The organism is Mycolicibacterium celeriflavum, from assembly GCF_010731795.1.
In the GTDB taxonomy this organism is placed as follows: domain Bacteria; phylum Actinomycetota; class Actinomycetes; order Mycobacteriales; family Mycobacteriaceae; genus Mycobacterium; species Mycobacterium celeriflavum.
On sequence record NZ_AP022591.1, the window covers coordinates 449,062 to 470,727 of the forward strand.

Annotated in this window: 20 protein-coding genes and 1 pseudogene; 13 read left to right on the forward strand and 8 right to left on the reverse strand. The window is 68.1% G+C overall.

What is annotated here, in order from left to right; translation table 11 throughout:
• Positions 1 to 34: 34 nt before the first annotated feature.
• From qcrB to ctaE, 4 genes are read right to left on the reverse strand one after another with little or no spacing between them, the layout of a single operon-like run.
• Complete coding sequence (qcrB, locus tag G6N18_RS01990) at positions 35 to 1,747, reverse strand: cytochrome bc1 complex cytochrome b subunit (protein ID WP_083000728.1); 1,713 nt, start codon at positions 1,745 to 1,747, stop codon at positions 35 to 37.
• Positions 1,744 to 2,961, reverse strand: coding sequence for a cytochrome bc1 complex Rieske iron-sulfur subunit (qcrA, locus tag G6N18_RS01995; RefSeq protein ID WP_067216967.1), 1,218 nt, complete (start codon positions 2,959 to 2,961; stop codon positions 1,744 to 1,746). The genes qcrB and qcrA overlap by 4 nt, the downstream gene beginning before the upstream one ends.
• Before the next feature lie 29 nt (positions 2,962 to 2,990).
• The gene (gene qcrC / locus G6N18_RS02000; RefSeq protein ID WP_059098905.1) at positions 2,991 to 3,797 is read right to left on the reverse strand and encodes a cytochrome bc1 complex diheme cytochrome c subunit; all 807 of its coding nucleotides are present in this window, start codon (positions 3,795 to 3,797) and stop codon (positions 2,991 to 2,993) included.
• Positions 3,798 to 3,856: 59 nt separating this feature from the next.
• Positions 3,857 to 4,468 (reverse strand): aa3-type cytochrome oxidase subunit III, encoded by a 612-nt coding sequence (gene ctaE / locus G6N18_RS02005; protein WP_082949203.1) that lies wholly within the window; start codon positions 4,466 to 4,468, stop codon positions 3,857 to 3,859.
• Between the two features lie 69 nt (positions 4,469 to 4,537).
• On the opposite strand from ctaE, the gene trpD reads away from it, so the two are divergent.
• A complete protein-coding gene (gene trpD, locus G6N18_RS02010) occupies positions 4,538 to 5,605 on the forward strand; it encodes an anthranilate phosphoribosyltransferase (protein WP_234806116.1) in 1,068 nt (355 codons plus the stop codon).
• On the opposite strand, the pseudogene G6N18_RS02015 reads toward trpD, so the two are convergent.
• Positions 5,543 to 7,594, reverse strand: a pseudogene (locus G6N18_RS02015) (DEDD exonuclease domain-containing protein); the annotation flags it as partial. The gene trpD and the pseudogene G6N18_RS02015 overlap by 63 nt on opposite strands.
• On the opposite strand from G6N18_RS02015, the gene G6N18_RS02020 reads away from it, so the two are divergent.
• The 4 genes from G6N18_RS02020 (at position 7,498) to G6N18_RS02035 (ending at position 10,944) form a co-directional block, all read left to right on the forward strand.
• Positions 7,498 to 7,701 carry a hypothetical protein gene (locus tag G6N18_RS02020; RefSeq protein ID WP_059098908.1) on the forward strand — a complete coding sequence of 68 codons (204 nt, stop codon included), beginning with the start codon at positions 7,498 to 7,500 and terminating at the stop codon, positions 7,699 to 7,701. The pseudogene G6N18_RS02015 and the gene G6N18_RS02020 overlap by 97 nt on opposite strands.
• A gap of 153 nt (positions 7,702 to 7,854) precedes the next feature.
• Positions 7,855 to 8,976: a peptidoglycan hydrolase RipC gene (gene ripC / locus G6N18_RS02025; RefSeq protein ID WP_083000723.1), complete on the forward strand. Its 1,122-nt coding sequence runs from the start codon at positions 7,855 to 7,857 to the stop codon at positions 8,974 to 8,976.
• Positions 8,945 to 9,802 (forward strand): basic secretory protein-like protein, encoded by an 858-nt coding sequence (locus G6N18_RS02030; protein WP_083000721.1) that lies wholly within the window; start codon positions 8,945 to 8,947, stop codon positions 9,800 to 9,802. The genes ripC and G6N18_RS02030 overlap by 32 nt, the downstream gene beginning before the upstream one ends.
• On the forward strand, positions 9,799 to 10,944 hold the full coding sequence (locus G6N18_RS02035) for a glycosyltransferase family 4 protein (RefSeq protein ID WP_083000837.1): 1,146 nt from the start codon (positions 9,799 to 9,801) through the stop codon (positions 10,942 to 10,944). The genes G6N18_RS02030 and G6N18_RS02035 overlap by 4 nt, the downstream gene beginning before the upstream one ends.
• Here the strand turns inward: G6N18_RS02035 and G6N18_RS02040 are convergent.
• Positions 10,932 to 12,731 carry an AMP-dependent synthetase/ligase gene (locus tag G6N18_RS02040; RefSeq protein ID WP_083000720.1) on the reverse strand — a complete coding sequence of 600 codons (1,800 nt, stop codon included), beginning with the start codon at positions 12,729 to 12,731 and terminating at the stop codon, positions 10,932 to 10,934. The genes G6N18_RS02035 and G6N18_RS02040 overlap by 13 nt on opposite strands.
• Before the next feature lie 91 nt (positions 12,732 to 12,822).
• Here G6N18_RS02040 and G6N18_RS02045 point away from each other — a divergent pair, with 91 nt between their 5' ends.
• The 5 genes from G6N18_RS02045 to G6N18_RS02065 all read left to right on the forward strand — a co-directional run bounded on the left by G6N18_RS02045 (position 12,823) and on the right by G6N18_RS02065 (position 16,167).
• Positions 12,823 to 13,212 carry a polyketide cyclase / dehydrase and lipid transport gene (locus G6N18_RS02045; RefSeq protein ID WP_067216948.1) on the forward strand — a complete coding sequence of 130 codons (390 nt, stop codon included), beginning with the start codon at positions 12,823 to 12,825 and terminating at the stop codon, positions 13,210 to 13,212.
• Between the two features lie 41 nt (positions 13,213 to 13,253).
• A complete protein-coding gene (locus G6N18_RS02050; protein WP_067216951.1) occupies positions 13,254 to 13,691 on the forward strand; it encodes an SRPBCC family protein in 438 nt (145 codons plus the stop codon).
• On the forward strand, positions 13,688 to 14,965 hold the full coding sequence (locus G6N18_RS02055; protein ID WP_083000718.1) for an ArsA family ATPase: 1,278 nt from the start codon (positions 13,688 to 13,690) through the stop codon (positions 14,963 to 14,965). The genes G6N18_RS02050 and G6N18_RS02055 overlap by 4 nt, the downstream gene beginning before the upstream one ends.
• On the forward strand, positions 14,962 to 15,357 hold the full coding sequence (locus tag G6N18_RS02060; protein WP_083000835.1) for a hypothetical protein: 396 nt from the start codon (positions 14,962 to 14,964) through the stop codon (positions 15,355 to 15,357). The genes G6N18_RS02055 and G6N18_RS02060 overlap by 4 nt, the downstream gene beginning before the upstream one ends.
• A gap of 84 nt (positions 15,358 to 15,441) precedes the next feature.
• Positions 15,442 to 16,167, forward strand: coding sequence for a lysophospholipid acyltransferase family protein (locus G6N18_RS02065; RefSeq protein ID WP_083000717.1), 726 nt, complete (start codon positions 15,442 to 15,444; stop codon positions 16,165 to 16,167).
• Here the strand turns inward: G6N18_RS02065 and G6N18_RS02070 are convergent.
• Positions 16,164 to 17,447, reverse strand: coding sequence for a glycosyltransferase 87 family protein (locus tag G6N18_RS02070; protein ID WP_083000715.1), 1,284 nt, complete (start codon positions 17,445 to 17,447; stop codon positions 16,164 to 16,166). The genes G6N18_RS02065 and G6N18_RS02070 overlap by 4 nt on opposite strands.
• A 165-nt stretch (positions 17,448 to 17,612) precedes the next feature.
• Here G6N18_RS02070 and G6N18_RS02075 point away from each other — a divergent pair, with 165 nt between their 5' ends.
• Genes G6N18_RS02075 through G6N18_RS02085 form a run of 3 tightly spaced genes read left to right on the forward strand, consistent with a single transcriptional unit; the run spans position 17,613 to position 20,428 of the window.
• Entirely contained in the window at positions 17,613 to 18,512 is a 900-nt protein-coding gene (locus G6N18_RS02075) for a hypothetical protein (RefSeq protein ID WP_083000713.1), read from the forward strand.
• Positions 18,512 to 19,009, forward strand: coding sequence for a polyadenylate-specific 3'-exoribonuclease AS (locus G6N18_RS02080; RefSeq protein ID WP_067216958.1), 498 nt, complete (start codon positions 18,512 to 18,514; stop codon positions 19,007 to 19,009). The genes G6N18_RS02075 and G6N18_RS02080 overlap by 1 nt, the downstream gene beginning before the upstream one ends.
• Positions 19,010 to 19,042: 33 nt before the next feature.
• Positions 19,043 to 20,428 carry a class II 3-deoxy-7-phosphoheptulonate synthase gene (locus tag G6N18_RS02085; protein WP_083000711.1) on the forward strand — a complete coding sequence of 462 codons (1,386 nt, stop codon included), beginning with the start codon at positions 19,043 to 19,045 and terminating at the stop codon, positions 20,426 to 20,428.
• 6 nt (positions 20,429 to 20,434) lie between these two features.
• Here the strand turns inward: G6N18_RS02085 and G6N18_RS02090 are convergent, their stop codons facing one another.
• A complete protein-coding gene (locus G6N18_RS02090; protein ID WP_083000709.1) occupies positions 20,435 to 21,616 on the reverse strand; it encodes a protein kinase domain-containing protein in 1,182 nt (393 codons plus the stop codon).
• Positions 21,617 to 21,666 lie beyond the last annotated feature (50 nt).

The window sequence follows — 21,666 nt, forward strand, 5'->3', positions numbered from 1 at the left end:
CTTAAAGGCGGGCGCTTTTCGGTCAACGGGCACCTCAGTGGTGGCCGTTGGGCGATTCCCCATCGGCTGAGTCATGTCCGTTCGAGGAGCCCCTGCGCGCCTGGTGTTCGGCCAGTGCGGTGAGCGCCTTGCGTTCGCCCGCGCGCTCTGCGGCGGTGATCGCCTCGTGCTCGTCGAGCGGATCGGCGGACAGGAAGCCGCCGGTACCCGGAGCACCCGCGGAACCCAGCTTGTTCATCCGCTTGGGTAGGGCAGCGCCCTGGTACTCCAACGGAATCGGATGACCGTGCTCGTCGACCGGGCCCAGCGGCTGGTGCAGCTCGATGTAGGCACCGTGCGGCAGCCGCTTGATGATGCCGGTTTCGATGCCGTGCTCGAGCACAGCGCGGTCGCTGCGCTGCAGGCCGACGGCCCACCGGTAGGCGATGTAATAGACGATCGCGGGCAGCACCACCATGCCGATGCGGCCGATCCACGTCGTCGCGTTCAGCGAGATGTGGAACTTCAGCGCGATGATGTCGTTCATCGCGGCGAGCGTGAGCAGCATGTACAGCGAGATGGCCGCCGCACCCAGCGCAGTGCGCACCGGGGCGTCGCGCGGACGCTGCAGCAGGTTGTGATGTGCGGTGTCGCCGGTGAGCTTCTTCTCCAGATACGGGTAGGCGATCAGCAGGATGAAAACCAGCCCCATGAACAGCGCCACCCACGTCGAGGCGGGGATGGTGTAGTTGCCGAGGTAGATCTCCCACGGCGGGAAGATACGCGCCACACCTTCGGTCCACATCATGTAGAAGTCGGGCTGGCTGCCGGCCGACACCTGAGACGGCTTGTAGGGCCCCAGATTCCACACCGGGTTGATCGTCAGCAGCCCACCCATCAGGCCCAGGATGCCGACGGTCATCGCGAAGAACGCGCCGGACTTCACCGCGAACACCGGCATCACACGCACGCCGACGACGTTGGACTCGGTGCGACCCGGCCCGGGGAACTGGGTGTGCTTCTGGAACCACACCAGGGCCAGGTGAAGCCCGATGAGCGCCAACATGATTCCCGGGATCAGCAGAATGTGCAGCGCGTACATCCTGGGAATCCAGATACCGTCGGTCGAGCACTCGTATCCCACGCCGCCGCACGGGAAGTCGCCGCCGAACAGCGCCCAGTGCAGCCAGGTGCCGATCACCGGCATGCCCAGCGAGATCGACGACAGTGCGGCGCGCAACCCGATGCCCGAGAGCAGGTCGTCGGGCAGCGAGTAACCGAAGTAGCCCTCGAACATCGCCAGGATCAGCAGCAGCGCACCGATCACCCAGTTGGCCTCACGTGGCCTTCGGAATGCGCCGGTGAAGAAGATGCGAGCCAGGTGCACCATGATCGCGGCTGCGAAAAGCAGTGCGGCCCAGTGGTGTATCTGACGGACGAACAAGCCGCCGCGGATCTCGAAGCTGATGTCGAGCGTGGACTCGTAGGCCTTGGACATCTGCACACCGCGCAGCGGTTGGTAGACGCCGTCGTAGGTGACCTCCGCCATCGACGGGTCGAAGAACAGCGTCAGATAGACGCCGGTGATCAGCAGGACGATGAAGCTGTACAACGCGATCTCGCCCAGCAGGAACGACCAGTGGGTGGGGAAGACCTTGTTCAGCTGGCGTCGCACCGCCGCCGAGGGGTGGTAGCGCGAATCGATGGCTTCGCCTTGCGCGGCCGCGATTTCGGCGAGGGCGGGGGGTTTCGGCAATTTCGGACTCATGCTGATTTCCGTTCCCAGAAGGCCGGCCCGACGGGTTCGATGAAGTCGCCGTTGGCGACGAGATACCCGTCCTGGTCGATGGTGATGGGCAGCTGCGCGAGGGCACGCGCAGCCGGGCCGAATATGGGTTTCGCGAAGTGCAACGCGTCGAACTGCGACTGGTGGCACGGACACAGGATGCGATACGACTGCTGCTCGTATAGCGAAGCGGGGCAACCCAGGTGGGAGCAGACCTTGGTGTAGGCGAACAGGTCACCGAAGTTGAAGCTCTCCTGGCCCTTGCGCTTGACCACCCGGGGCATGTCCTGGGCTTTGATCCTGATCAGCATGACCGGGTTGCGCACACCCATCGCGATCTCGGCGAGATGGTGGTGCGACTCGACGGTGGTGCCGTCACCGTCGGACTCGCGCCACGGGAACACGGTCTCCATGCCGCCGGCGTCGATGTCCTCGGGCCGCATCTTGACGAACGTGCCATTGCCGGTGGAGCGGGCCAGGTAGATCGTCTCGCCCTCGTAGCGTGGTGTCCACCCCGACGTCCACAGCACGGCCTTCTTGCCTTCGGCGGTCTGCACCACCGGTTTCCACGGGTTCTTGATCAGACCGCCCATGAACGCCACCAGCGTGCCCAGGCCGAACGCGCCCAGGCCGATGCCCAGTGAAAGGCCGACGAGCTTGCGGCGCTTGATCGTCGAGGTCTCCAGCGCGTCGCTCAGATTGGCCACGACCGTCTTGCGTTGGATCTCGGGGGAGCTGCCGTCGTGGCGCTCCTGGATCGAGATCTCCTGGGGGATGAACTTCTTCTGATACAGCACCGCACCGATGCCGATCGCGAGGATCGACAGTCCGAACGTCAACCCGTAGAGGGGAGTGGTCAGGCTGAACAGGAACTGACCCTCGGAGCCGTACGGCTTGTACTCCCAGGGCCAGAACAAGAACACCAGCACCAGCGCCAGACCCGAGAATCCGCCCAGCAGAAGCCAGTACGACACCACGCGGGCGCTGCGCTTCTCGGCCTTGGTACCGGCGACGGGCCACCGGTCTTCCTTGTAAACGATCTCGACGCCGTCGAGCTTGCCGCCTAGTTCGAGGAGCTCCTCACGCGACATCGCCGCCAGTTGGGCGTCGGTGGGTTGACCCGGCACGCCGGCGTGACCGGGCGCGTCGGTGCCCTGCGGGGTGTCCGAGGTGCCGTGGTCCGGTTTTCCATCCATCCGCGATCCGCCTCCGGCTTCTCGCTCGCTCATGCTCGCGCTCCGATCCACAAGGCCGCGGCGATGACGGCCACCATGCCGATGATCCAGGCCGCCATGCCCTCCGGCGCGGGGCCGAACCCGCCGAGGCCGTAGCCGCCGTAGCTCGGAGTCTCCGCCGATTCGCGGACGTAGGCGACAATGTCGCGCTTCTCGTCCGGCGACAGCTGCCGGTCGGAGAACTTCGGCATGTTCTGCGGGCCGGTCAGCATCGCCGTGTAGATCTGAGCGGGCTTGGCATCGCCGAGGTCGGGTGCGTACTTGCCCGACGACAGGGCGCCGCCCTTGCCGGTGAAGTTGTGGCACGACGCGCAGTTCAGCCGGAACAGGTCGCCGCCGCGGGCGACGTCGTCACCGAGCAGCGACTCCTGGGCGACGCGTCCGTTGTCGTCCCGCGGGACGACCGGACCACCGCCGTTGGCCTGCACGTAGGCGCCGAGCGCGTCGGTCTGCGCCTCGTCGAACACCGGGGGCTTGTCCGGCGCCTGCGCCTCACCCCGCATCGCCGGCATGCGGCCGGTGGACACCTGGAAGTAGACCGCCGCCTCGCCGACGCCGATCAGGCTCGGGCCGCGGTCCTCGACGCCCTGCAGGTTCACGCCGTGGCAGGTGACGCAGGAGGTGTCGAACAGCTGCTTGCCCGTGCGCAGCAGCGCCGACTGCGATTCGTCGGCGACCGCAACCTGTGGCGTCGGTGTGAGGGTGGCTGCCAGGCCACCTGCGACGCCCAGTCCGAGCAGCAGCAGCACAGCACCTGACAGGCGCCGGCGCAGCCGACGGCGCGACTTGTCGGTCATCGAACCCCTTCTCATCGGACCGATCGGCAAGCCGATCAACGGACACATCGGCGAGCCGATCAACGGACGAAGTAAATGACGGCGAACAAAGCGATCCACACGATGTCGACGAAGTGCCAGTAGTACGACACCACAATGGCAGCGGTGGCCTGAGCTGGGGTGAACTTGCTCATCCGGGTGCGGGCCAGCAGGAGCACGAAGGCGACCAGCCCACCGATCACGTGTAATCCGTGGAAGCCGGTGGCCATGTAGAACACCGAGCCGTAGGCGCTGCTGGCGATGGTGGTGCCGTGGTGGACCAGCTGGATGTACTCGTAGCCCTGGCCCAGCACGAAGAACAGCCCCATCAAGAACGTGATGACGTACCAGCGGCGCAGTCCGAAGATGTCGCCGCGCTCGGCGGCGAACACGCCCATCTGACAGGTGAACGACGAGGCGATCAGCACGAGCGTGACCGGAACGGCCTGGACCAGGTTCAACTCCGTCGGCGGTGGCGGCCACTCGCCGGCCGCCTGCGAACGTGCGGTGAAGTACATCGCAAACAGGCCAGCAAAGAACATCAGCTCGCTGGACAGCCACACGATGGTGCCGACACTGACCATGTTCGGCCGGTTCAGCGAATGTACTCGCGACGTGATTGCGGTTCCCGAAGCCCCTACAGCGCTCGTCACAGGAGCAAGTATGACGCTTTGTAGTTGTCGAACTCCACCCGGGTCCGGAGTTTCGTCAATAATCGCGTGGTGGCTTCCCCCGAAAACCCTGATCCTTTCACCTGGCCCCGGATTCTGGGCCGCCTCACCACCGGTCAGTCGCTGACGACCGGCCAGGCGGCATGGGCGATGGACCAGATCATGACCGGCGCGGCGTCCCCAGCGCAGATCGCCGGCTTCGGGGTGTCGATGAAGATGAAGCGCCCGACGTCGGCCGAGGTGACGGAGTTGGCCGAAGTCATGCTCAAGCACGCGCGACGGGTGCCGACCGACGACATCGGCAATGAGACCGTCGACATCGTGGGCACGGGCGGCGACGGATCCAACACGGTGAACCTGTCTACGATGGCCGCGATCGTCGTCGCCGCCGCGGGCGTTCCGGTGATCAAGCACGGCAACCGCGCCGCCTCCTCGCTGTCCGGCGGGGCGGACACGCTCGAGGCGCTCGGCGTGCGCATCGACCTCGGTCCCGACGACGTCGCGCGCAGTGTCGCCGAAGTCGGCATCGGCTTTGCGTTCGCGCCGCAGTTCCATCCGTCGTACCGGCACGCCGGCGTGGTGCGCCGCGAGATCGGGGTGCCGACGGTCTTCAATCTGCTTGGCCCGCTGACCAATCCGGCCTCTCCGCGGGCCGGGCTGATCGGCTGCGCCTGGGCCGATCTGGCCGAGGTGATGGCCGGCGTGTTCGCGACCCGCCGGTCCAGCGTGTTGGTCGTGCACGGCGACGACGGCCTCGACGAGCTGACCACGACCACGACGAGCACGATCTGGCGGGTACAGGCGGGCACTGTCGAGCGGCTGACGTTCGACCCGGCCGCGTTCGGCTTCAAGCGTGCGGAGTTGTCGGAATTGGTCGGCGGCGATGCGGAATCGAACGCCGCCTCGGTGCGCGCGGTGCTGGGCGGTGCGCCCGGTGCGGTGCGCGACGCGGTGATCCTCAACGCGGCCGGCGCTCTGGTGGCGCACGCGGGGCTAGCCAGCGACGCCAAATGGGTGCTGGCTTGGGAGACGGGGCTGGCCAAGGCGGCCGAGGCCATCGACTCCGGAGCGGCCGAACAGCTCCTCGCGCGTTGGGTGCGGTTCACCCAAAAGGCTTGAGACGTCCGACCTCTCGTACTGCTCGGCGGCCAGCCGCGCGGAGCGCGCCGACGCGGCCCACGACGACCACCGGCCGGCCGCGTGCACCGGCGAGCAGTATCCGCTCGCGGTGCGCACGATGCGCACTCCCGGTTGGTGCAACCACCGTGCGATCAACGCCGTCTCCTCGACCAGCGCGCCGCCCAGCGGTGCGGCCCCCGGCATGACGGTTTGTGCGCCAACACAGATCGCGTCGATGACCGGCATCGGTGGCACGCCGCGCGCCGCGTTGCCCGCCGCGGCCAGCTGGCCGTTGCGGATCACCGCGAGCTGCCATCCGCCCGCGCCGTCGGGCCGTGCCGCGACCAGCTCCGGAATGGCCGCCAGCGCCCGCAGCCGCTGCCCGCGCCACAGCACGTCGATCGCGTTGGCCGCGTGATCCCGCAGGCGCGCCGCCGTCTCGTATCGGCCGCGGTCGGCCAGCTCGGTGATCTGGGCCAGCACGGCGCCCAGCGCGCGGTCGTCGCGCCCCTTGATCAGGTCGGTCGCCCGTGCTACCGCCTCGGCGTAGTCGGCGGCGCCGACGTCGCGCGGCGCCGGGCACGGTGACACCTCACGTTCCGGGCACGCCGGGCCGTGCACGGCGGTTCGGGCGAGCTTGCGGGTGCACGTTCGCACGCCGGTGAACCGGGCGAGCAGCGCGGCGGTGTCGACGGCGTCCGAGCGCACCCGGAACGGCCCGATGGCCGAGTCGAAGTCATGAGGACGTACCGCTGTGCCTGATTGCGGTGCTCGCACCGCTGTGCCTGATTGCGGTGCTCGCACCGCGGAAAAGCGCGGGAACGCTTCGTCGGTCAGCACCAACCACCACCACCGGTGCGGAAACTTCGACCGGCGGTTGTAGGGCGGCGCATGGGCGGCCAGCAGTCGTAGTTCGCGCACCCCGGCCTCGAGATCATGCGCGCACTCGACATGGTCGACCGCGGTGGCCAGGGAGGCCATCTCCTTGATGCGGGTGCGCGAATCGGAGCCGTTGAAGTACTGCCCGACGCGCCGACGCAGGTTGACGGCGGTGCCGACGTAGAGCACTTCGGTGGCCGGGCCGCGAAACAGGTAGACCCCCGGCCGGTTCGGCAGCGCCGCGGCGAGGTGACGGTTGCGCCGCTGCGCGGGTGTGACGTCGGGCAGGTACGACCGCAACTCGGTATAGGTGTGCACACCCTGATTGCCCACCCGCTCGATGAGACCGTGCAGGACGTCGACCGTGGCGCGGGCGTCGTCGAGGGCGCGGTGCGTCGGGGTAGTGGCGGCGGCGAACAGCCGGGCCAGCGCGGAAAGCCGCACGCTGGGCGCTTCGTCGCGGGTGAGCACCCGACGGGCCAGTTTCACCGTGCACAGCACCGGCGGTCGTGGCCAGCTGATCTGACAGCGTTCGGCGGCCGCCCGCAGGAACCCGATGTCGAAGCCGGCGTTGTGCGCGACCAGCACCGCTCCGCGGGAGAACTCCAGGAACGCCGGGAGCACCGACTCGATCCTCGGCGCGTCGCACACCATCGCCGTGGTGATCCCGGTCAGGGCGACGATCTGCGGCGGGATGCTGCGGCCGGGGTCCACCAGCGTGGCCAGCTCGCCGAGCACCGTGCCGCCGCGCACCTTGACCGCGCCGATCTCGGTGATCGCGTCGTGGTTGTCGCCGGTGGCCCGCCCGCCGGTGGTCTCCAGGTCGACGACGACGAAGGTGGTGTCGTGCAGTGAGACGTCAGCTTGGCCGTCAACATCGGCGAAGCTGAGCTGGCTCATGCGCTGACGGTAGGAAACGGCACCGACAGGGGCGGGTTGCCACGCTTGACCGCGATGAAGTTGTCGGTGGCCCCCGATAGCGTGCGGACAGCACCGACCGAGAGGAGCCATTCGTGGGCACGGTGAAGATCGACTGCGACGACTGTGCGGTCCGCGGACCAGGCTGTCAGGACTGCGTCGTGAGCGTCTTGTTGGGAGTACCCGACACATTGTTCGACGACGAACGCCGCGCGTTGGAGGTGCTTGCCGACGTGGGTTTGGCGCCGCGGCTGCGGCTGGTCCCGATTCACCGGGACGGCAGTTCCGGTGTCGCCTGACGACACGCGGTGGGACCGGCGGGGAATCGAAATGCAGGGCGACTGTTAAATTTGCGTCTTCTGTTGGACAACCCCGATGCCGTTTCGTAACCTGTCTGAGACCTAATAGCGTTTTCGACGCGGCTTCGTCACGGAAGTTGAAGGGCGCAAATCTTGAGGCTCGACCGTACGCGCTTGACCACACGCGGGTTTCGACGACCCTTCGTCAGTGCGATAGTCGGTATCACCGTCCTCGCAGGCATCTTCACCGGCAGTGTGCAGGCTGATCCGGCCGACGATGCGCTGGCGAAGCTCAACGAGCTCTCGCGACAGGCCGAGCAGACCACCGAGGCGATGCATTCGGCGCAGCTCGATCTCAACAACAAGCTGGCCATCCAGCAGACCGTGGAGGCCAAGCATGCCGCCGACGTCGCGGCCGCCAACAAGGCGAGACATCAGCTGGCAACCTTCCAGGCGGCCGTCGACAAAGTTGCTGCGGCGCAGTACATGGGAGGCAGGACCGACGGGCTGGACGCGATACTGACCGCCGGCTCGCCGCAGGGTCTCATCGACCAGTTGTCGGTGCAACGGGTGATGGCCACCGAGATGTCGGCACAGATGAAGAGCTACCGCGACATCGGCAGGAAGGCGGCTCTGGCCGAGGAGGCGTCCGCGAAATCGGCCGCCGAGGCGAAGACCGCCGCCGAACAGGCCGCAGCCGTGCGTGCGGAGCTGCAATCGAAGCAGAGCCGCCTGCAGGTCCAGATCGCCGTGGTCAAGTCTCAGTACCAGGCGCTGACGCCGCGTCAGCGCGAGGCGCTCGCCGCGATGCCGCCCGCGCCCCCGGTCCCCCCGCCCGGACCACCGCCGCCGGGTTCCGATCCCGCGGTCATCGCCGCGCCGCCGGTTCCAGGTGCCATCCCCCCCGGTGACATGGCGCCGCCGGTGGGCGGGCACTCGGCGACCGTGATCCAGGCCGCGCTGAGCCGCATCGGCTCGCCGTACTCGTGGGGCGGTTCCGGTCCGAATGCATTCGACTGCTCCGGGCTCGTGATGTGGTCGTTCCAGCAGGCCGGCATCTCGCTGCCGCACTCCAGCCAGGCGCTGGCCAACGGCGGGCAGGCCGTGTCGAGGGACCAGATGCAGCCCGGCGACCTGGTGACCTACTACTCCGACGCGTCGCACGTCGGCATCTACATCGGTGACGGAATGATGGTGCACGCCTCGACCTACGGCACGCCGGTGCGAGTCGCTCCGGTGGACAATGCGCCGATCTACAACGTCCGCCGCTACTGACCGCCGGAGGGCCGCGCATCCCAGGAGCAGATCCAGACTCGCGGCGCTCCTCGTCGCCGAGCTCATCTGTGCGCTGCTTCTGATCGGCCGCGCCGACGTCGCGCCCGTTCCGTCAGTGGCCACCCCGGCCAACCCGACTGCCCTGACGACGCCGACCGCCGAATCGCGCGTCCAGACGCTCAACGACGACCGCACGGTCAGGTTGATCGGCCTCGGTGGACCGCGCACCGAGAAGCTGCTGACCCGCATCGCCGTCGAGATGAACGGCGCGGCGGACGCGGTCACCGCGTTCTGGGGCCCGCAGTGGCCACCCGAGGTGGTGATCGCCGTCGCGGGCAGCGATGCCCAGTTCGCGGCCGTCGGTGGCGGTGACTCGCACACCGCGGCCACCGCGACGGCCGAGCGGATCATGTTCGCCCCCGGCGCCGCCGACATGAGCGATGCCGCACTGCGAATCGTGCTGCGCCACGAGCTATTCCACTACGCGGCCCGCGCCAGGACCGCGCCCGACGCGCCGCGTTGGCTCACCGAGGGGGTGGCCGACTACGTCGCCCGGCCCGCGACGCCGCGGCCCGGCCCCTCGGCGGTGAGGCTGCCCACTGACGCCGAGCTGGCCGGACCCGAGCGCTCGCTGGCCTACGACCGAGCCTGGTGGTTCAGCCGGTTCGTCGCCGACCGGTACGGTCCCGGCACGCTACGCGAGCTGTATCAGCGCGCGTGCAGCCCCGGTCACCCCGATGTTGCGACCGCGGTGCAGGACACCCTCGGCGTGGGCCAAGCGTCGCTGCTGGCGCAATGGCAGCAGTGGGCGACCGGTCAGACATGAGCCGGATCCTTTTGGTCACCAATGACTTTCCGCCGCGCCGTGGCGGCATCCAGTCGTATCTGCAGTCGCTGGTCGACCATCTCGTCGCCGCCGGACAGCACAAGCTGACGGTGTACGCGCCGAAGTGGAAGGACTCCGACGCGTTCGACGCCGAGGCAGCCGCCGCCGGCTACGAGGTGGTGCGCCATCCGGGCACGCTGATGCTTCCCGAGCCGGGGGTGATCAGCCGGATGCGGCGTCTCGTCGAGGAGCACGGCGCCGAGACGGTGTGGTTCGGTGCGGCGGCTCCGCTGGCGCTGATGGCGCCGCTGGCCCGCGACGCCGGCGCGCGTCGGGTGATCGCCAGCACGCACGGCCACGAGGTCGGCTGGTCGATGCTTCCGCTCGCCCGAACGGCATTGCGCCGCATCGGATCCGGGACCGATGTGATCACCTACGTCAGCCAGTACACCCGGCGCCGGTTCGCGTCGGCGTTCGGGCCGCGGGCCGCGCTCGAGCACTTGCCGCCCGGGGTCGACACCGACCGGTTCACCCCCGACGAGGTCGCGCGCGCCGAACTGCGCGCCCGCTACCGGCTCGGGAACCGGCCGGTCGTGGTCTGCCTGTCGCGGCTGGTGCCCCGTAAGGGGCAGGACATGCTGATCCGGGCGATGCCCGCGATCCGGCAACGTGTGCACGGCGCGGCGCTGGTGATCGTCGGCGGTGGCCCGTACCGATCGTCGCTGCACAAGCTGGCGCACAGCTTCGGGGTGGCCGAACACGTCGTCTTCACCGACGCCGTCCCCGGCGAAGAGTTGCCCGCCCACCACGCCATGGCCGACGTGTTCGCGATGCCATGCCGCACCCGCGGCGCCGGTCTGGACGTCGAGGGACTCGGCATCGTCTATCTCGAGGCGTCCGCTTCGGGCGTGCCGGTCGTGGCGGGCCGCTCGGGGGGCGCGCCGGAGACCGTGCGCGACGGGGAAACGGGCGTGGTGGTCGACGGCTGGGACGTGGGCGCGATCGCTGCGGCGGTCAGCGACCTGCTCGCCGATCCCGAGCGGGCGGCGCAGATGGGCGCGGCGGGTAGGCGCTGGGTGGTCGACAACTGGCAGTGGCACACGCAGGCGCAGCGGTTGTCGAACCTGCTCTACCCCTCGTAGAGCGCCTCGATATCGCTGGCGAACTTCTGCGCCACCACTTTGCGCTTGACCTTCATCGTCGGGGTCAACTCACCGGTGTCCTCGGTGAAGTCCACGGGCAGGATGCGGAACTTGCGGATCGCCTCGGCTTTCGACACCGCCTGGTTGGCCTCCTTGACCGCCAGGTCGATCTCGGCGGTCAGGTCGGGGTCGGTGGCCAGGTCACCGACCGACGCGTCCGCGTTCTTGCTGTTGCGTTCCTTCCATCCCTCGATCGCCTCAGGGTCGATGGTGATCAGCGCGCCGATGAACGGCTTGGCGTCGCCGACCGCCATCGCCTGGCTGATCAGCGGGTGCGCCCGCAACCGGTCCTCCAGGATCGCCGGTGCGACGTTCTTGCCGCCCGCGGTGACGATGATCTCCTTCTTGCGGCCGATGATAGTCAAGAAGCCGTCGCCGTCGATGGCGCCGAGGTCGCCGGTGTGGAACCAGCCGTCGGAGAACACGGCCTCGGTCTCCTCGTCGTTGCGCCAATAGCCGGTGAACACCACGCCGCCCTTGACCAACAGCTCGTCATCGTCGTTGATGCGCATACTGTTGCCGGGCAACAACTTTCCGACCGATCCGACCTTGGCGTCGTCGACCCGGTTCACCGTGATCGCGGCGCTGGTCTCGGTGAGGCCGTAACCCTCGTAGATGGGCAGCCCGACACCGCGGTAGAAGTGACCCAGCCGGGCGCCCAGCGGAGCGCCACCGGAGATCGCGCCGCGGCAGTCGCCGCCGAGCGCCGCGCGCAGCTTGCCGTAGACGAGCCGGTCGAACAGCGCGTGCTTGGCCCGCAGCAGCAGCCCGGGGGCGCCGCTGTCCTGCGCCTTGCTGTAGTCGATCGCGGTATTGGCGGCGATCTCGAAGATGCGCCCCTTGCCGTCGTTGCGGGCGTTCTGCTCGGCGGTGTTGTACACCTTCTCGAACACCCGGGGCACCGAGACCACCAGCGTCGGCTTGAACACGCCGAACGTGGGCACGAGGTTCTTGATGTCGCTGGTGAAGCCGAGCGTCACCTTGTACGTGAACGCCGCGAGCGTGATCGCGCGGGCCAGCACGTGTGCGAGCGGCAGGAACACCAGCATCTTCTCGCCCTTGTCCAGCAGCGTCGGGAAGCAGTCCTTGGCGCCGCGGATCTCGTAGACGAGGTTGGAGTGGGTCAGTTGGCAGCCCTTGGGCTGGCCGGTGGTGCCGGAGGTGTAGATCAGTGTCGCGGGATCGGCGGCCTTCAGCGCGGCCAACCGTTCGTCGAGTGCCTTGGCGTCGACCGACTTTCCCGCCTCGGCGAGCTCGTCGAGCGCCGGCGTACCCGAGCCCTCGATGCGCAGTACCTGCCTCAGCGCGGACAGCTCGTTCTCGAGGTGCTCGATCTTGTCGGCGTGCGCGTCGGTCTCGGCGATGATCAGCACCGCTTCGGAGTCCGAGAGCACGAACTTCACCTGTTCTGGCGAATTGGTCTCGTAGATCGGCACGGTGAGCGCGCCGGCGGCCAGGATCGCAAGATCCAGGATGGGCCACTCGTAGCGGGTCGCAGACAGCAGCGCGACGCGGTCGCCGGGGGCGACGCCCTTGGCGATCAAACCGAGTGCGGTGGCCCGGATCTGGTCGGCGGCCTGCTTGCAGGTGACGTCGATCCATGTGCCGTCGACGAGACGCTGGAAAATGACATGGTCGGGATCGTCGCGCTCGTGGTCGAACACGGAGCTGACGACGTTGTCGTGCTCGCCCACCGTGAAGGTTGCGGACTCACTGAACTCACGCACGGTCTTGGCCTCCCGATCCGGCTGGTCTGCTGGTCCCAGCCTAGTCGGCCGCGATCTGCCGGGTCAGGTCCGTATGTGAAGCTGGTAGGCCATGTACAGCATCCAGATTGCGGATGACACCTTCGTCGCAGCCGACCCCGTCGAGGTCGGCCGGTACGTCGCGGATCCCGCGAGCTGGCGTCGCTGGTGGCCCGACCTGCGGTTGACGGTGGTGGAGGACCGAGGCGAGAAGGGCCACCGCTGGACCGTCACCGGCGCGCTGACCGGGACGATGGAGATCTGGCTGGAACCGGTGCTCGATGGCGTCGTCCTGCACTACTTTCTGCATGCCGAGCCGTCGGGGGTGGCGGCGTGGCAGTTGGCCAAGATGAATCTGGCCAAGGTGAACCACCGGCGACGGGTCGCGGGTAAGAACATGGCGTTCGAGGTCAAGCAGCGGCTGGAGGCCACGCGCCCGGTGGGCGTCTCGCCGTTGGCCTGATGCTTCGTCCCGTCGCCAGCAGGGGAGGGTAGATTTTCACCGTGGCGGACAAGACGGCGCAGACCATTCACATCGATGCCGACCCTTCGACGGTCATGGACGTCATCGCAGACATCGGGTCCTATCCGGACTGGGTGGCCGAATACAAGGAGACCGAGGTCCTCGAGGCCGACGCCGAGGGTTACCCGAAGACCGCCCGGCTGGTGTTGGACGCCGCCGTACTCAAGGACACGATGGTGCTGTCGTACGACTGGCCACCGGACCGCAAGTCGGTGAAGTGGAGCCTGGTGTCCAGCTCACTGCTGAGGTCCCTGGAAGGGGCATACCGACTGGCACCCAAGGGATCTGGAACCGAGGTCACCTATGAACTGTCGGTGGATCTGGTCATTCCGATGATCGGGTTGTTGAAGCGCAAGGCCGAACGGCGCCTGACCGACACCGCGCTGAAGGACCTCAAGAAACGAGTCGAGGCTGAGTGAGCGCCAATGCCACCGACACCTCTGCCGCCATAATCAGCCTGTTCGTCGGTAAAGGCGGAGTAGGCAAGTCGACGTTGGCGACCGCCACCGCCGTGCGAGACGCACGGGCGGGCCTGCGCGTGTTGATCGTCTCGACCGACCAGGCGCACTCCATCGGCGACGTGCTCGGTACGACGGTGACGCCGACCGGATCGGGCAAGCCGACCCGGGTGTTCGCCGACCTGGAAACCGGGGGAGACGTCGCCGGTGGCGGATCCCTGGACGCGCTCGCGCTGGACACACTGGCGCTGCTGGAGTCGAGGTGGCGCGAGATCGCCGGCTTGCTGTCCGGCAGATTTCCCCAGTCGGAGCTGGGAAACGTTGCTCCGGAAGAGCTTTCGGCACTGCCAGGTGTCCAGGAGGTGCTCGGGCTGCACGAGGTGGGCGAGCTGGCGGCCTGCGGGCGGTGGGACCGCGTCGTGGTGGACTGTGCATCGACCGCCGACGCGCTGCGCATGCTCACCCTGCCCGCGACGTTCGGTCTGTATCTGGAGCGGGCGTGGCCGCGGCACCGACGGCTGTCCACCGGAACCGACGACCCACACACCGCGGCCGTCGTCGCCCTGTTCGAGCGGGTCGGCGCCGGAACCGAGCGGCTGAGCACGTTGCTCACCGACGAGTCCAAGGTCAGTGCCCATCTGGTGATGACGGCCGAGCGGGTGGTGGCGGCGGAGGCGGCGCGGACGCTGGGCTCGCTGTCCCTGATGGGTGTTCAGGTTGCGGAGTTGATCGTCAATCAAATCCTGGTGCAAGACGATTCGTACGAGTACCGCAACCTGCCCGACCATCCCGCGTTCGACTGGTATACCGAGCGGATCTCGGAGCAGCGAGCGGTCCTCGATGAACTCGACGCCACGATCGGCGACGTCCGGCTGGTGCTGGTGCCCCATATGGCCGGCGAACCGATCGGGGCCAAGGCGCTCGGCGAATTGCTGGACAGCGCACGGCGTCGCGACGGCACGCCGCCGCCGGGGCCGCTGCGCCCGATCGTCGACCGCGAGTCCGGCTCTGGCCTCGAAGCGGTCTACCGGTTGCGGCTAGAGTTACCGCAGGTCGACTCTTCGGCGCTATCGCTTGGCAGGGTCGACGACGACTTGATCATCGGCGCCGGCGCCTTGCGGCGCCGGGTCCGTCTAGCGTCCGTGCTGCGTAGGTGCATCGTGGTGGACGCGCAATTGCGAGGATGTGAGTTGACCGTGCGGTTCCGTCCGAATCCGGAGGTGTGGCCGAAGTGACTGGCCCGCACGCCGATCTCGGGCCGGAGCTGCGCCAACTCGCGCAGACGATCCTGGACACCCTCGACCCTGCGGTGCGGCTCGCCGCCGCCCGCGCGATGGGCAGTGGCGCCGGCAAGTGCCAGCAGCTGTGGTGCCCCGTCTGTGCGCTTGCGGCCCTGGTGGCCGGCGAACAGCATCCGCTGCTCACGGTCATCGCCGAGCACAGCGTCGCGTTGCTGGCCGTGGTCCGGGCGGTTCTCGATCAGGCCGAGCGGCAGGCCGGGTCGACGGGGCCGGGTGAACCGCCGGACGGACCGCCTGCACCGCCGACCGACCCCGGTCCGGACGGGCCGGAGCCGCCCCCACCGCCGGGCCGCTATCAACACATCCCCGTCACAGTCGAGGAGTAAGTGTTCCTCGCTGTGGTCGCATCCACAGTGCGTGGGTAAAGTTGTCGCAGAACACCGGCCGGTGTTCGATCACCGGGAGGGCCCATGTGGTATTGGCTGTTCAAGTACATCTTCATGGGACCTCTGCTGTCGTTGCTGGGTCGGCCGAAAGTCGAAGGGCTCGAACATCTTCCGCACTCCGGCGCGGCGATTCTGGCCAGTAACCACCTTGCCGTCGCGGACAGCTTCTATCTGCCGTTGGTGGTCAGCCGCAGGATCACGTTCCTGGCCAAGGCCGAGTACTTCACCGGCACCGGCATCAAGGGCTGGTTCACCCGCTGGTTCTACACCGTCGCCGGTCAGGTCCCGATCGACCGCACCGACGCCGACAGCGCGCAGAGCGCATTGAACACGGCCGGCCGCATCCTCGGCGAGGGGAAGCTGCTCGGGATGTATCCCGAAGGCACCCGGTCGCCCGACGGACGGCTCTACAAGGGCAAGACCGGCCTGGCGCGGTTGGCGCTGCAGACCGGCGTGCCGGTGATTCCGGTCGCGATGATCGGAACCGACGTCGTCAACCCGCCGGGCAGCAAGATGTGGCGCTTCGGTCGGGTGCAGGTCAAATTCGGCAAGCCGATGGATTTCAGCCGCTTCGAGGGTCTGGCGGGCAACCGCTTCATCGAACGCGCGGTCATCGACGAGGTGATGTACGAGTTGATGCGGTTGTCCGGTCAGGAGTACGTCGACCTCTACGCCACCGACATCAAGGAGGGCAGGGCCGACGACGCGATGAAGCCGTCGGCCCGCATGCCGGAAGTAGCTGCCGGTTAATTGACCGCGGGCACCGGCGTCGCGTCGACGACCGGCCTGCTGCGCTGCGCCGGCTTGATCGCGCCCGCCACCGTGCCGGCCACCAGGATCACCGCGATCGCCCACCACACGTAGGAGCCGCCGGCCAGTTGTCGCCACAGCGAAGCCGCGGTCTCCTTGTGCTCGGGCATCAGCGTGATCGGCGTCCACACCATCAGCGCCAAACCCGCGCCCGCCACCACGGCCAGCGCCGGGTGCCGTCTTCGGTACGCCACCAGCGCCGTGACCACCAGCGCGGGCAGCGCCCACACCCAGTGGTGGGACCATGACACCGGCGACACCACGAGCCCGAACATGGCCACACAGATCAGGGCGAGGACGGGCTGATCGGCCTTGAGCACCCGTCGCACCGCCCACACGGTCAACGCGAGCACGGCGAGACAGGCTATTACCCACAGCACGAACCGTGGTCCTTCGCCCACCCCGAGCCGGGCCAATGCGCCCGCGATGTTCTGGTTGGTGTTCAGCGTCGCGGTGCCTATGCGATCGGTGTTGCGCACCGTCTCGGTCCAGTACTCAAGCGAGTCGCGCCAGGCGAACGCGGCCCCGACCAACGTGGCGACGACGGCGGACGCCGCCGTGACGAGCAACGCGCGGGTGTCGCGACGCAGCAGGAAGTAGAGCAGGAAGACCGCCGGGGTCAGTTTCAGCGCGATCGCCAACCCGAGCAGCATGCCCCGCGGCCACGGTGTCCGGCGCGGCACGCAATCGGCGATCACCAGCGTCATCAACACCACGTTGATCTGCCCGAAGTCGAAGTTCGACCGGATGGGCTCCAAGTAGACCACCGCCGGGGCGACGACGGCCGCGGCCAGCCACGCCTGCCGCAGCCAGGCGGGTTCGCCGGTCACCGAGGTCTCGGACCAGACGTCGCACCGGTGAAGCACGATCGTCACCGCGACGATCAGCAACACCAGTGTGGTCACCGTGATCGCGGCGCTGGCCGCCTCCAACGACAACAACGCGAACGGGGCGAAGGCCACCGCGGCCAGCGGCGGATAGGTGAAGGGCAGGTCCAGCCCGCCCCGGGTGTGGAACATCGCGCCGTCGGCGTACAGCGGTCGACCGTCCAGCCAGGCTTGTCCGCCCATCCGGTAGACGTCGACGTCGATGCGGTACGGAACCGGGCCGAGCAACCGCCAACCCGCCCAGACCAACGCGGCCAGGGTGAGCAACTGGAACAGCCGCCAGGCGAGCGTTGGCCCCCAACCAGCCCCGCCGGGCGACCGCCACATACTCATGTCATCGACCAGACTATCGGGGCGCACCGGCAGGTCGGCCGGTATCCCGGCCACGACACGCGCAGGTCATCGTGCTCCTCGCGGGCGCATGGCCCATCTTGCTCCTCGCGTCCGCATAACCCATCTTGCTCCTCGCGTCCGCATGGCTCGGCGTAGGTTTTCTGCGTGCTCGCGGACATCCACGTCGACTTCGCCATCCCCCCGGCGCGGGTGCCGCTGGTGTTCTGCCTGGTCGCGTTCATTCTGACGTTCTTCGTGATCCGCACGATCGTGCGGTACATCCGCAGCCACCAGAACAGCAGTGCGCCGCGCAAGTGGTGGCAGCCGCGCAACATCTCTGTTTCGGCGGCACAGGGTGGGGGACTGCACATCCACCACGTGGTGATCGGTGTGGTTCTGGTCATGGTCTCCGGCGTGACGATGGTGACGTTGGCGGTTGACGGGGGAGTACCCGAATTCACGGCGGCGGCAATCTTTTTCGGAATCGGTGCGGCGCTGGTCCTCGACGAGTTCGCGTTGATCTTGCATCTGGAGGACGTGTACTGGGCCGAGGACGGCCGGACCTCGGTCGATGCGGTGTTCGCCGCGGTCGCGGTCGCCGGCCTGCTGGTCCTGGGTTTCAACCCGTTGTCGTTCTTCGACATCGACATCTGGCGCGACGACCACAATCTGCTCGCGCGGGCGGGTGTGATCGCGGTGGCGGTGTTGACCCTGCTGCTGGCCGTCGTCGTGCTGCTCAAGGGCAAGGTGTGGACGGGACTCATCGGGATGTTCCTCACACCGCTGCTCGTCGTCGGCGCGGTCCGGTTGTCCCGCCCGCACGCGCCCTGGGCGCGCTGGCGCTACACCAACCGGCCCCGCAAGATGCACCGGGCGCTGGAACGGGAGCGTTGGCTGCGGCGGCCCGTGGTGCAGGCCAAGCTGTGGTTGCAGGACGCCGTCGCCGGCATGCCCAAGTTTCCTGACGACGCGGAGGTCGATGAGCAACTCGACCGCGAAATCCGCGCCGCTCCGGCGCCGAGGGACCGGTCGGTCGCGGCGGAAACCGAAAAGGAACCCGCTTAGTGCGCTACTTCTACGACACCGAGTTCATCGACAACGGTCGCACGATCGAGCTGATATCGATCGGAGTGGCTGCCGAGGATGGCCGCGAATATTACGCAGTGTCAACCGAATTCAACCCCGAACGGGCGGGCAGCTGGGTGCGCAAGCACGTGCTGCCCAAGCTTCCGCCGCCGGCCTCGCAGCTGTGGCGTTCGCGGAGCCAGATCCGCTCGGAGCTGGAGGACTTCTTCGGCATCGACGGTGACGAGCCGATCGAGCTGTGGGCCTGGGTGGGCGCCTACGACCACGTCGTGCTGTGCCAGCTGTGGGGCCCGATGACCGACCTTCCGCCGGCGATCCCGCGTTTCACGCGGGAGTTGCGGCAGTACTGGGAAGAGCGCGGTTCGCCGCGGATGCCGCCGCGGCCGCGGGATGCCCACGATGCGCTGGTCGACGCTCGCCACAATCTGCTTCGGTTTCAGCTGATGACCACCGGCCAAGCGCAGGCCCAGCGGTGAAAAGCACATGTCGCGGGCCGTTACCATGAACGGGTGAACTGGACCGTCGACGTACCCATCGACCAGTTGCCACCGTTGCCGCCGCTGCCCGATGAACTGCGCCAACGGCTCGACGCCGCGCTCGCCAAGCCCGCGGTTCAGCAGCCGAGCTGGGACGCCGATGCGGCCAAGAACATGCGCACCGTTCTGGAGAGCGTCCCGCCGGTGACCGTGCCCGCCGAGGTCGAGCGGCTCAAGGGTCTGCTGGCCGACGTGGCGTGCGGCAAGGCATTCCTGCTGCAGGGCGGCGACTGCGCCGAGACCTTCGTCAACAACACCGAACCCCACATCCGGGCGAACCTTCGCGCGCTGCTGCAGATGGCGGTGGTGCTCACGTACGGCGCCAGCGTGCCGGTCGTCAAGCTGGCCCGGATCGCGGGCCAGTACGCCAAACCGCGGTCGGCCGACATCGACGCGCTCGGGCTGAGGTCATACCGCGGCGACATGATCAACGGCTTCGCGCCCGACGCCGCGGTGCGCGAGCACGACCCGTCGCGGCTGGTGCGCGCCTACGCCAATGCGAGCGCGGCGATGAACCTGGTGCGGGCGCTGACCGGCTCCGGACTGGCCTCGCTGCACCTGGTGCACGACTGGAACCGCGAGTTCGTCCGCACCTCACCCGCGGGCGCCCGCTACGAGGCGCTGGCCGGTGAGATCGACCGCGCGCTGACGTTCATGAGCGCCTGTGGCGTCGACAACCGCAACCTGGATACGGCCGAGATCTACGCCAGCCATGAAGCCCTGGTGCTCGACTACGAGCGCGCGATGCTGCGGCTGTCCGACACGGAGCAGGGCTCCAAGCTCTACGACCTGTCGGCGCACTACGTGTGGATCGGTGAGCGCACCCGTCAGCTCGACGGTGCGCACATCGCGTTCGCGGAGGTGATCGCGAACCCGATCGGTGTCAAGCTCGGCCCGACCATGACACCGGAGCTCGCCGTCGAATACGTCGAGCGGCTGGACCCGAACAACGAGCCGGGCCGGCTGACGCTGGTGACCCGCATGGGCAACAACAAGGTGCGCGACCTGCTGCCGCCGATCATCGAGAAGGTGCAGGCCACCGGCCACCAGGTGATCTGGCAGTGCGATCCGATGCACGGCAACACCCACGAGTCCTCCACCGGCTACAAGACCCGCCACTTCGACCGGATCGTCGACGAGGTGCAGGGCTACTTCGAGGTGCACCGGGCGCTGGGCACCCACCCCGGCGGCATCCACGTCGAGATCACCGGCGAGAACGTCACCGAATGTCTCGGCGGAGCGCAGGACATCTCGGATTCCGACCTCGCCGGGCGCTACGAAACCGCCTGCGATCCGCGGTTGAACACCCAGCAGAGTTTGGAACTCGCGTTCCTGGTCGCCGAGATGCTGCGCGACTGATCGCGCCTAGATGAGATTCGGCAGGTTGCTACCCGCCGTCCACGCGGCGGCCGCGATCAGCGCCGTCAACGTCAACACGGCGACCACCCAAAACAGCAGCGCGCGCCGAGCGCGCTGGCGTGCCCAGTAGAACTCATCGAGGTCGATTCCAGCGAACTGCGCCGACACCGGCTGGAATTCGGGCTCGGGCGCCGGCCAGTCCTCGCGCGGTAGCGTCCGGGTCTGTTGGCGCGGCGCCGGTGGAACCGCCGTCCGCGCGGCGGCGGGCTGCAGGGCAGCGGACGCATGCTGGGCGGAATTGTGGGGAGCCGGCACCCGGAACGGGGGCAAACCGAGTTCGTCGACCATCGCCTCCAGGTGCTCGCCCATCTCATCGGCGTCGGCATAGCGGTGCGCGGGATCGCGGGCGCTGGCGCGCGCCACGAATGCGTCGAATTGCGCTGGGACGCCGGCGATCGTCGAGCTCGGGGCGGGCACGTCGTTGTCCATCCGCTGATAGGCCACCGCGAGTGCAGTGTCGCCGGCGAACGGGGTCTGGCCGGTCAGCAGTTCGTAGGTCAGGATTCCAACCGCGTAGACGTCGCTACGTGGGTCCGCATCGCCGGTGCTGACCTGCTCCGGCGACAGATACGCCGCGGTGCCCAAGATGACGCTGGTGGAGGTGATCTTCGCTTCGGCGACCGCGCGCACCAGCCCGAAGTCGGCGATCTTGACGTCGCCGCCGTCGGAGATCAGCACGTTCTCGGGTTTGACGTCGCGGTGCACCAGGCCCGCGCGGTGCGCCGCCGCGAGCCCGCCGAGGACCGGCCCGAGCACCGCTGCGGCCGCATGCGGGGGCATCGGCCCGCGCTCGCGCAGCAGTTCCCGAAGCGTGCCGCCCTCGACGAGTTCCATCACCAGGAAGGGGTGCTGCCCGTCGATGCCCTGGTCGTACACCGCGACCAGGCCGGGATCGGTCAACCGGGCGACCGCGCGTGCCTCGCGCTGGAACCGCGTCATGAACTGCGTGTCCCCCGCGTACCGCGCGTCCATCACCTTGAGCGCCACGGGCCGATCGAGGCGTAGGTCGAGCCCGCGGTAGACCGCGGACATGCCCCCGGTGGCGATCAAGGTGTCGACGCGGTACCGACCGTCGAGCACGGCCCCGGCAAGCGGGTCCGTGTGCGGGTAGGAATCCACCGAAGACATGTTACGGAGCGCGATCTCGTCGATTTCGCGGCTCCGGCCGGTTGCGACCG

What these genes read in the sequence shown, in the direction of transcription:
- qcrB (WP_083000728.1), bottom strand. Translation starts at nt 1,747, where the DNA reads ATGAGTCCGAAATTGCCGAAACCCCCCGCCCTCGCCGAAATCGCGGCC.
- G6N18_RS02035 (WP_083000837.1), top strand. Translation starts at nt 9,799, where the DNA reads ATGAGCCGGATCCTTTTGGTCACCAATGACTTTCCGCCGCGCCGTGGC.
- G6N18_RS02045 (WP_067216948.1), top strand. Translation starts at nt 12,823, where the DNA reads ATGTACAGCATCCAGATTGCGGATGACACCTTCGTCGCAGCCGACCCC.
- G6N18_RS02030 (WP_083000721.1), top strand. Translation starts at nt 8,945, where the DNA reads ATGCGCCGATCTACAACGTCCGCCGCTACTGACCGCCGGAGGGCCGCG.
- G6N18_RS02070 (WP_083000715.1), bottom strand. Translation starts at nt 17,447, where the DNA reads ATGAGTATGTGGCGGTCGCCCGGCGGGGCTGGTTGGGGGCCAACGCTC.
- qcrC (WP_059098905.1), bottom strand. Translation starts at nt 3,797, where the DNA reads ATGACCGACAAGTCGCGCCGTCGGCTGCGCCGGCGCCTGTCAGGTGCT.
- qcrA (WP_067216967.1), bottom strand. Translation starts at nt 2,961, where the DNA reads ATGGATGGAAAACCGGACCACGGCACCTCGGACACCCCGCAGGGCACC.
- G6N18_RS02065 (WP_083000717.1), top strand. Translation starts at nt 15,442, where the DNA reads ATGTGGTATTGGCTGTTCAAGTACATCTTCATGGGACCTCTGCTGTCG.
- G6N18_RS02090 (WP_083000709.1), bottom strand. Translation starts at nt 21,616, where the DNA reads ATGTCTTCGGTGGATTCCTACCCGCACACGGACCCGCTTGCCGGGGCC.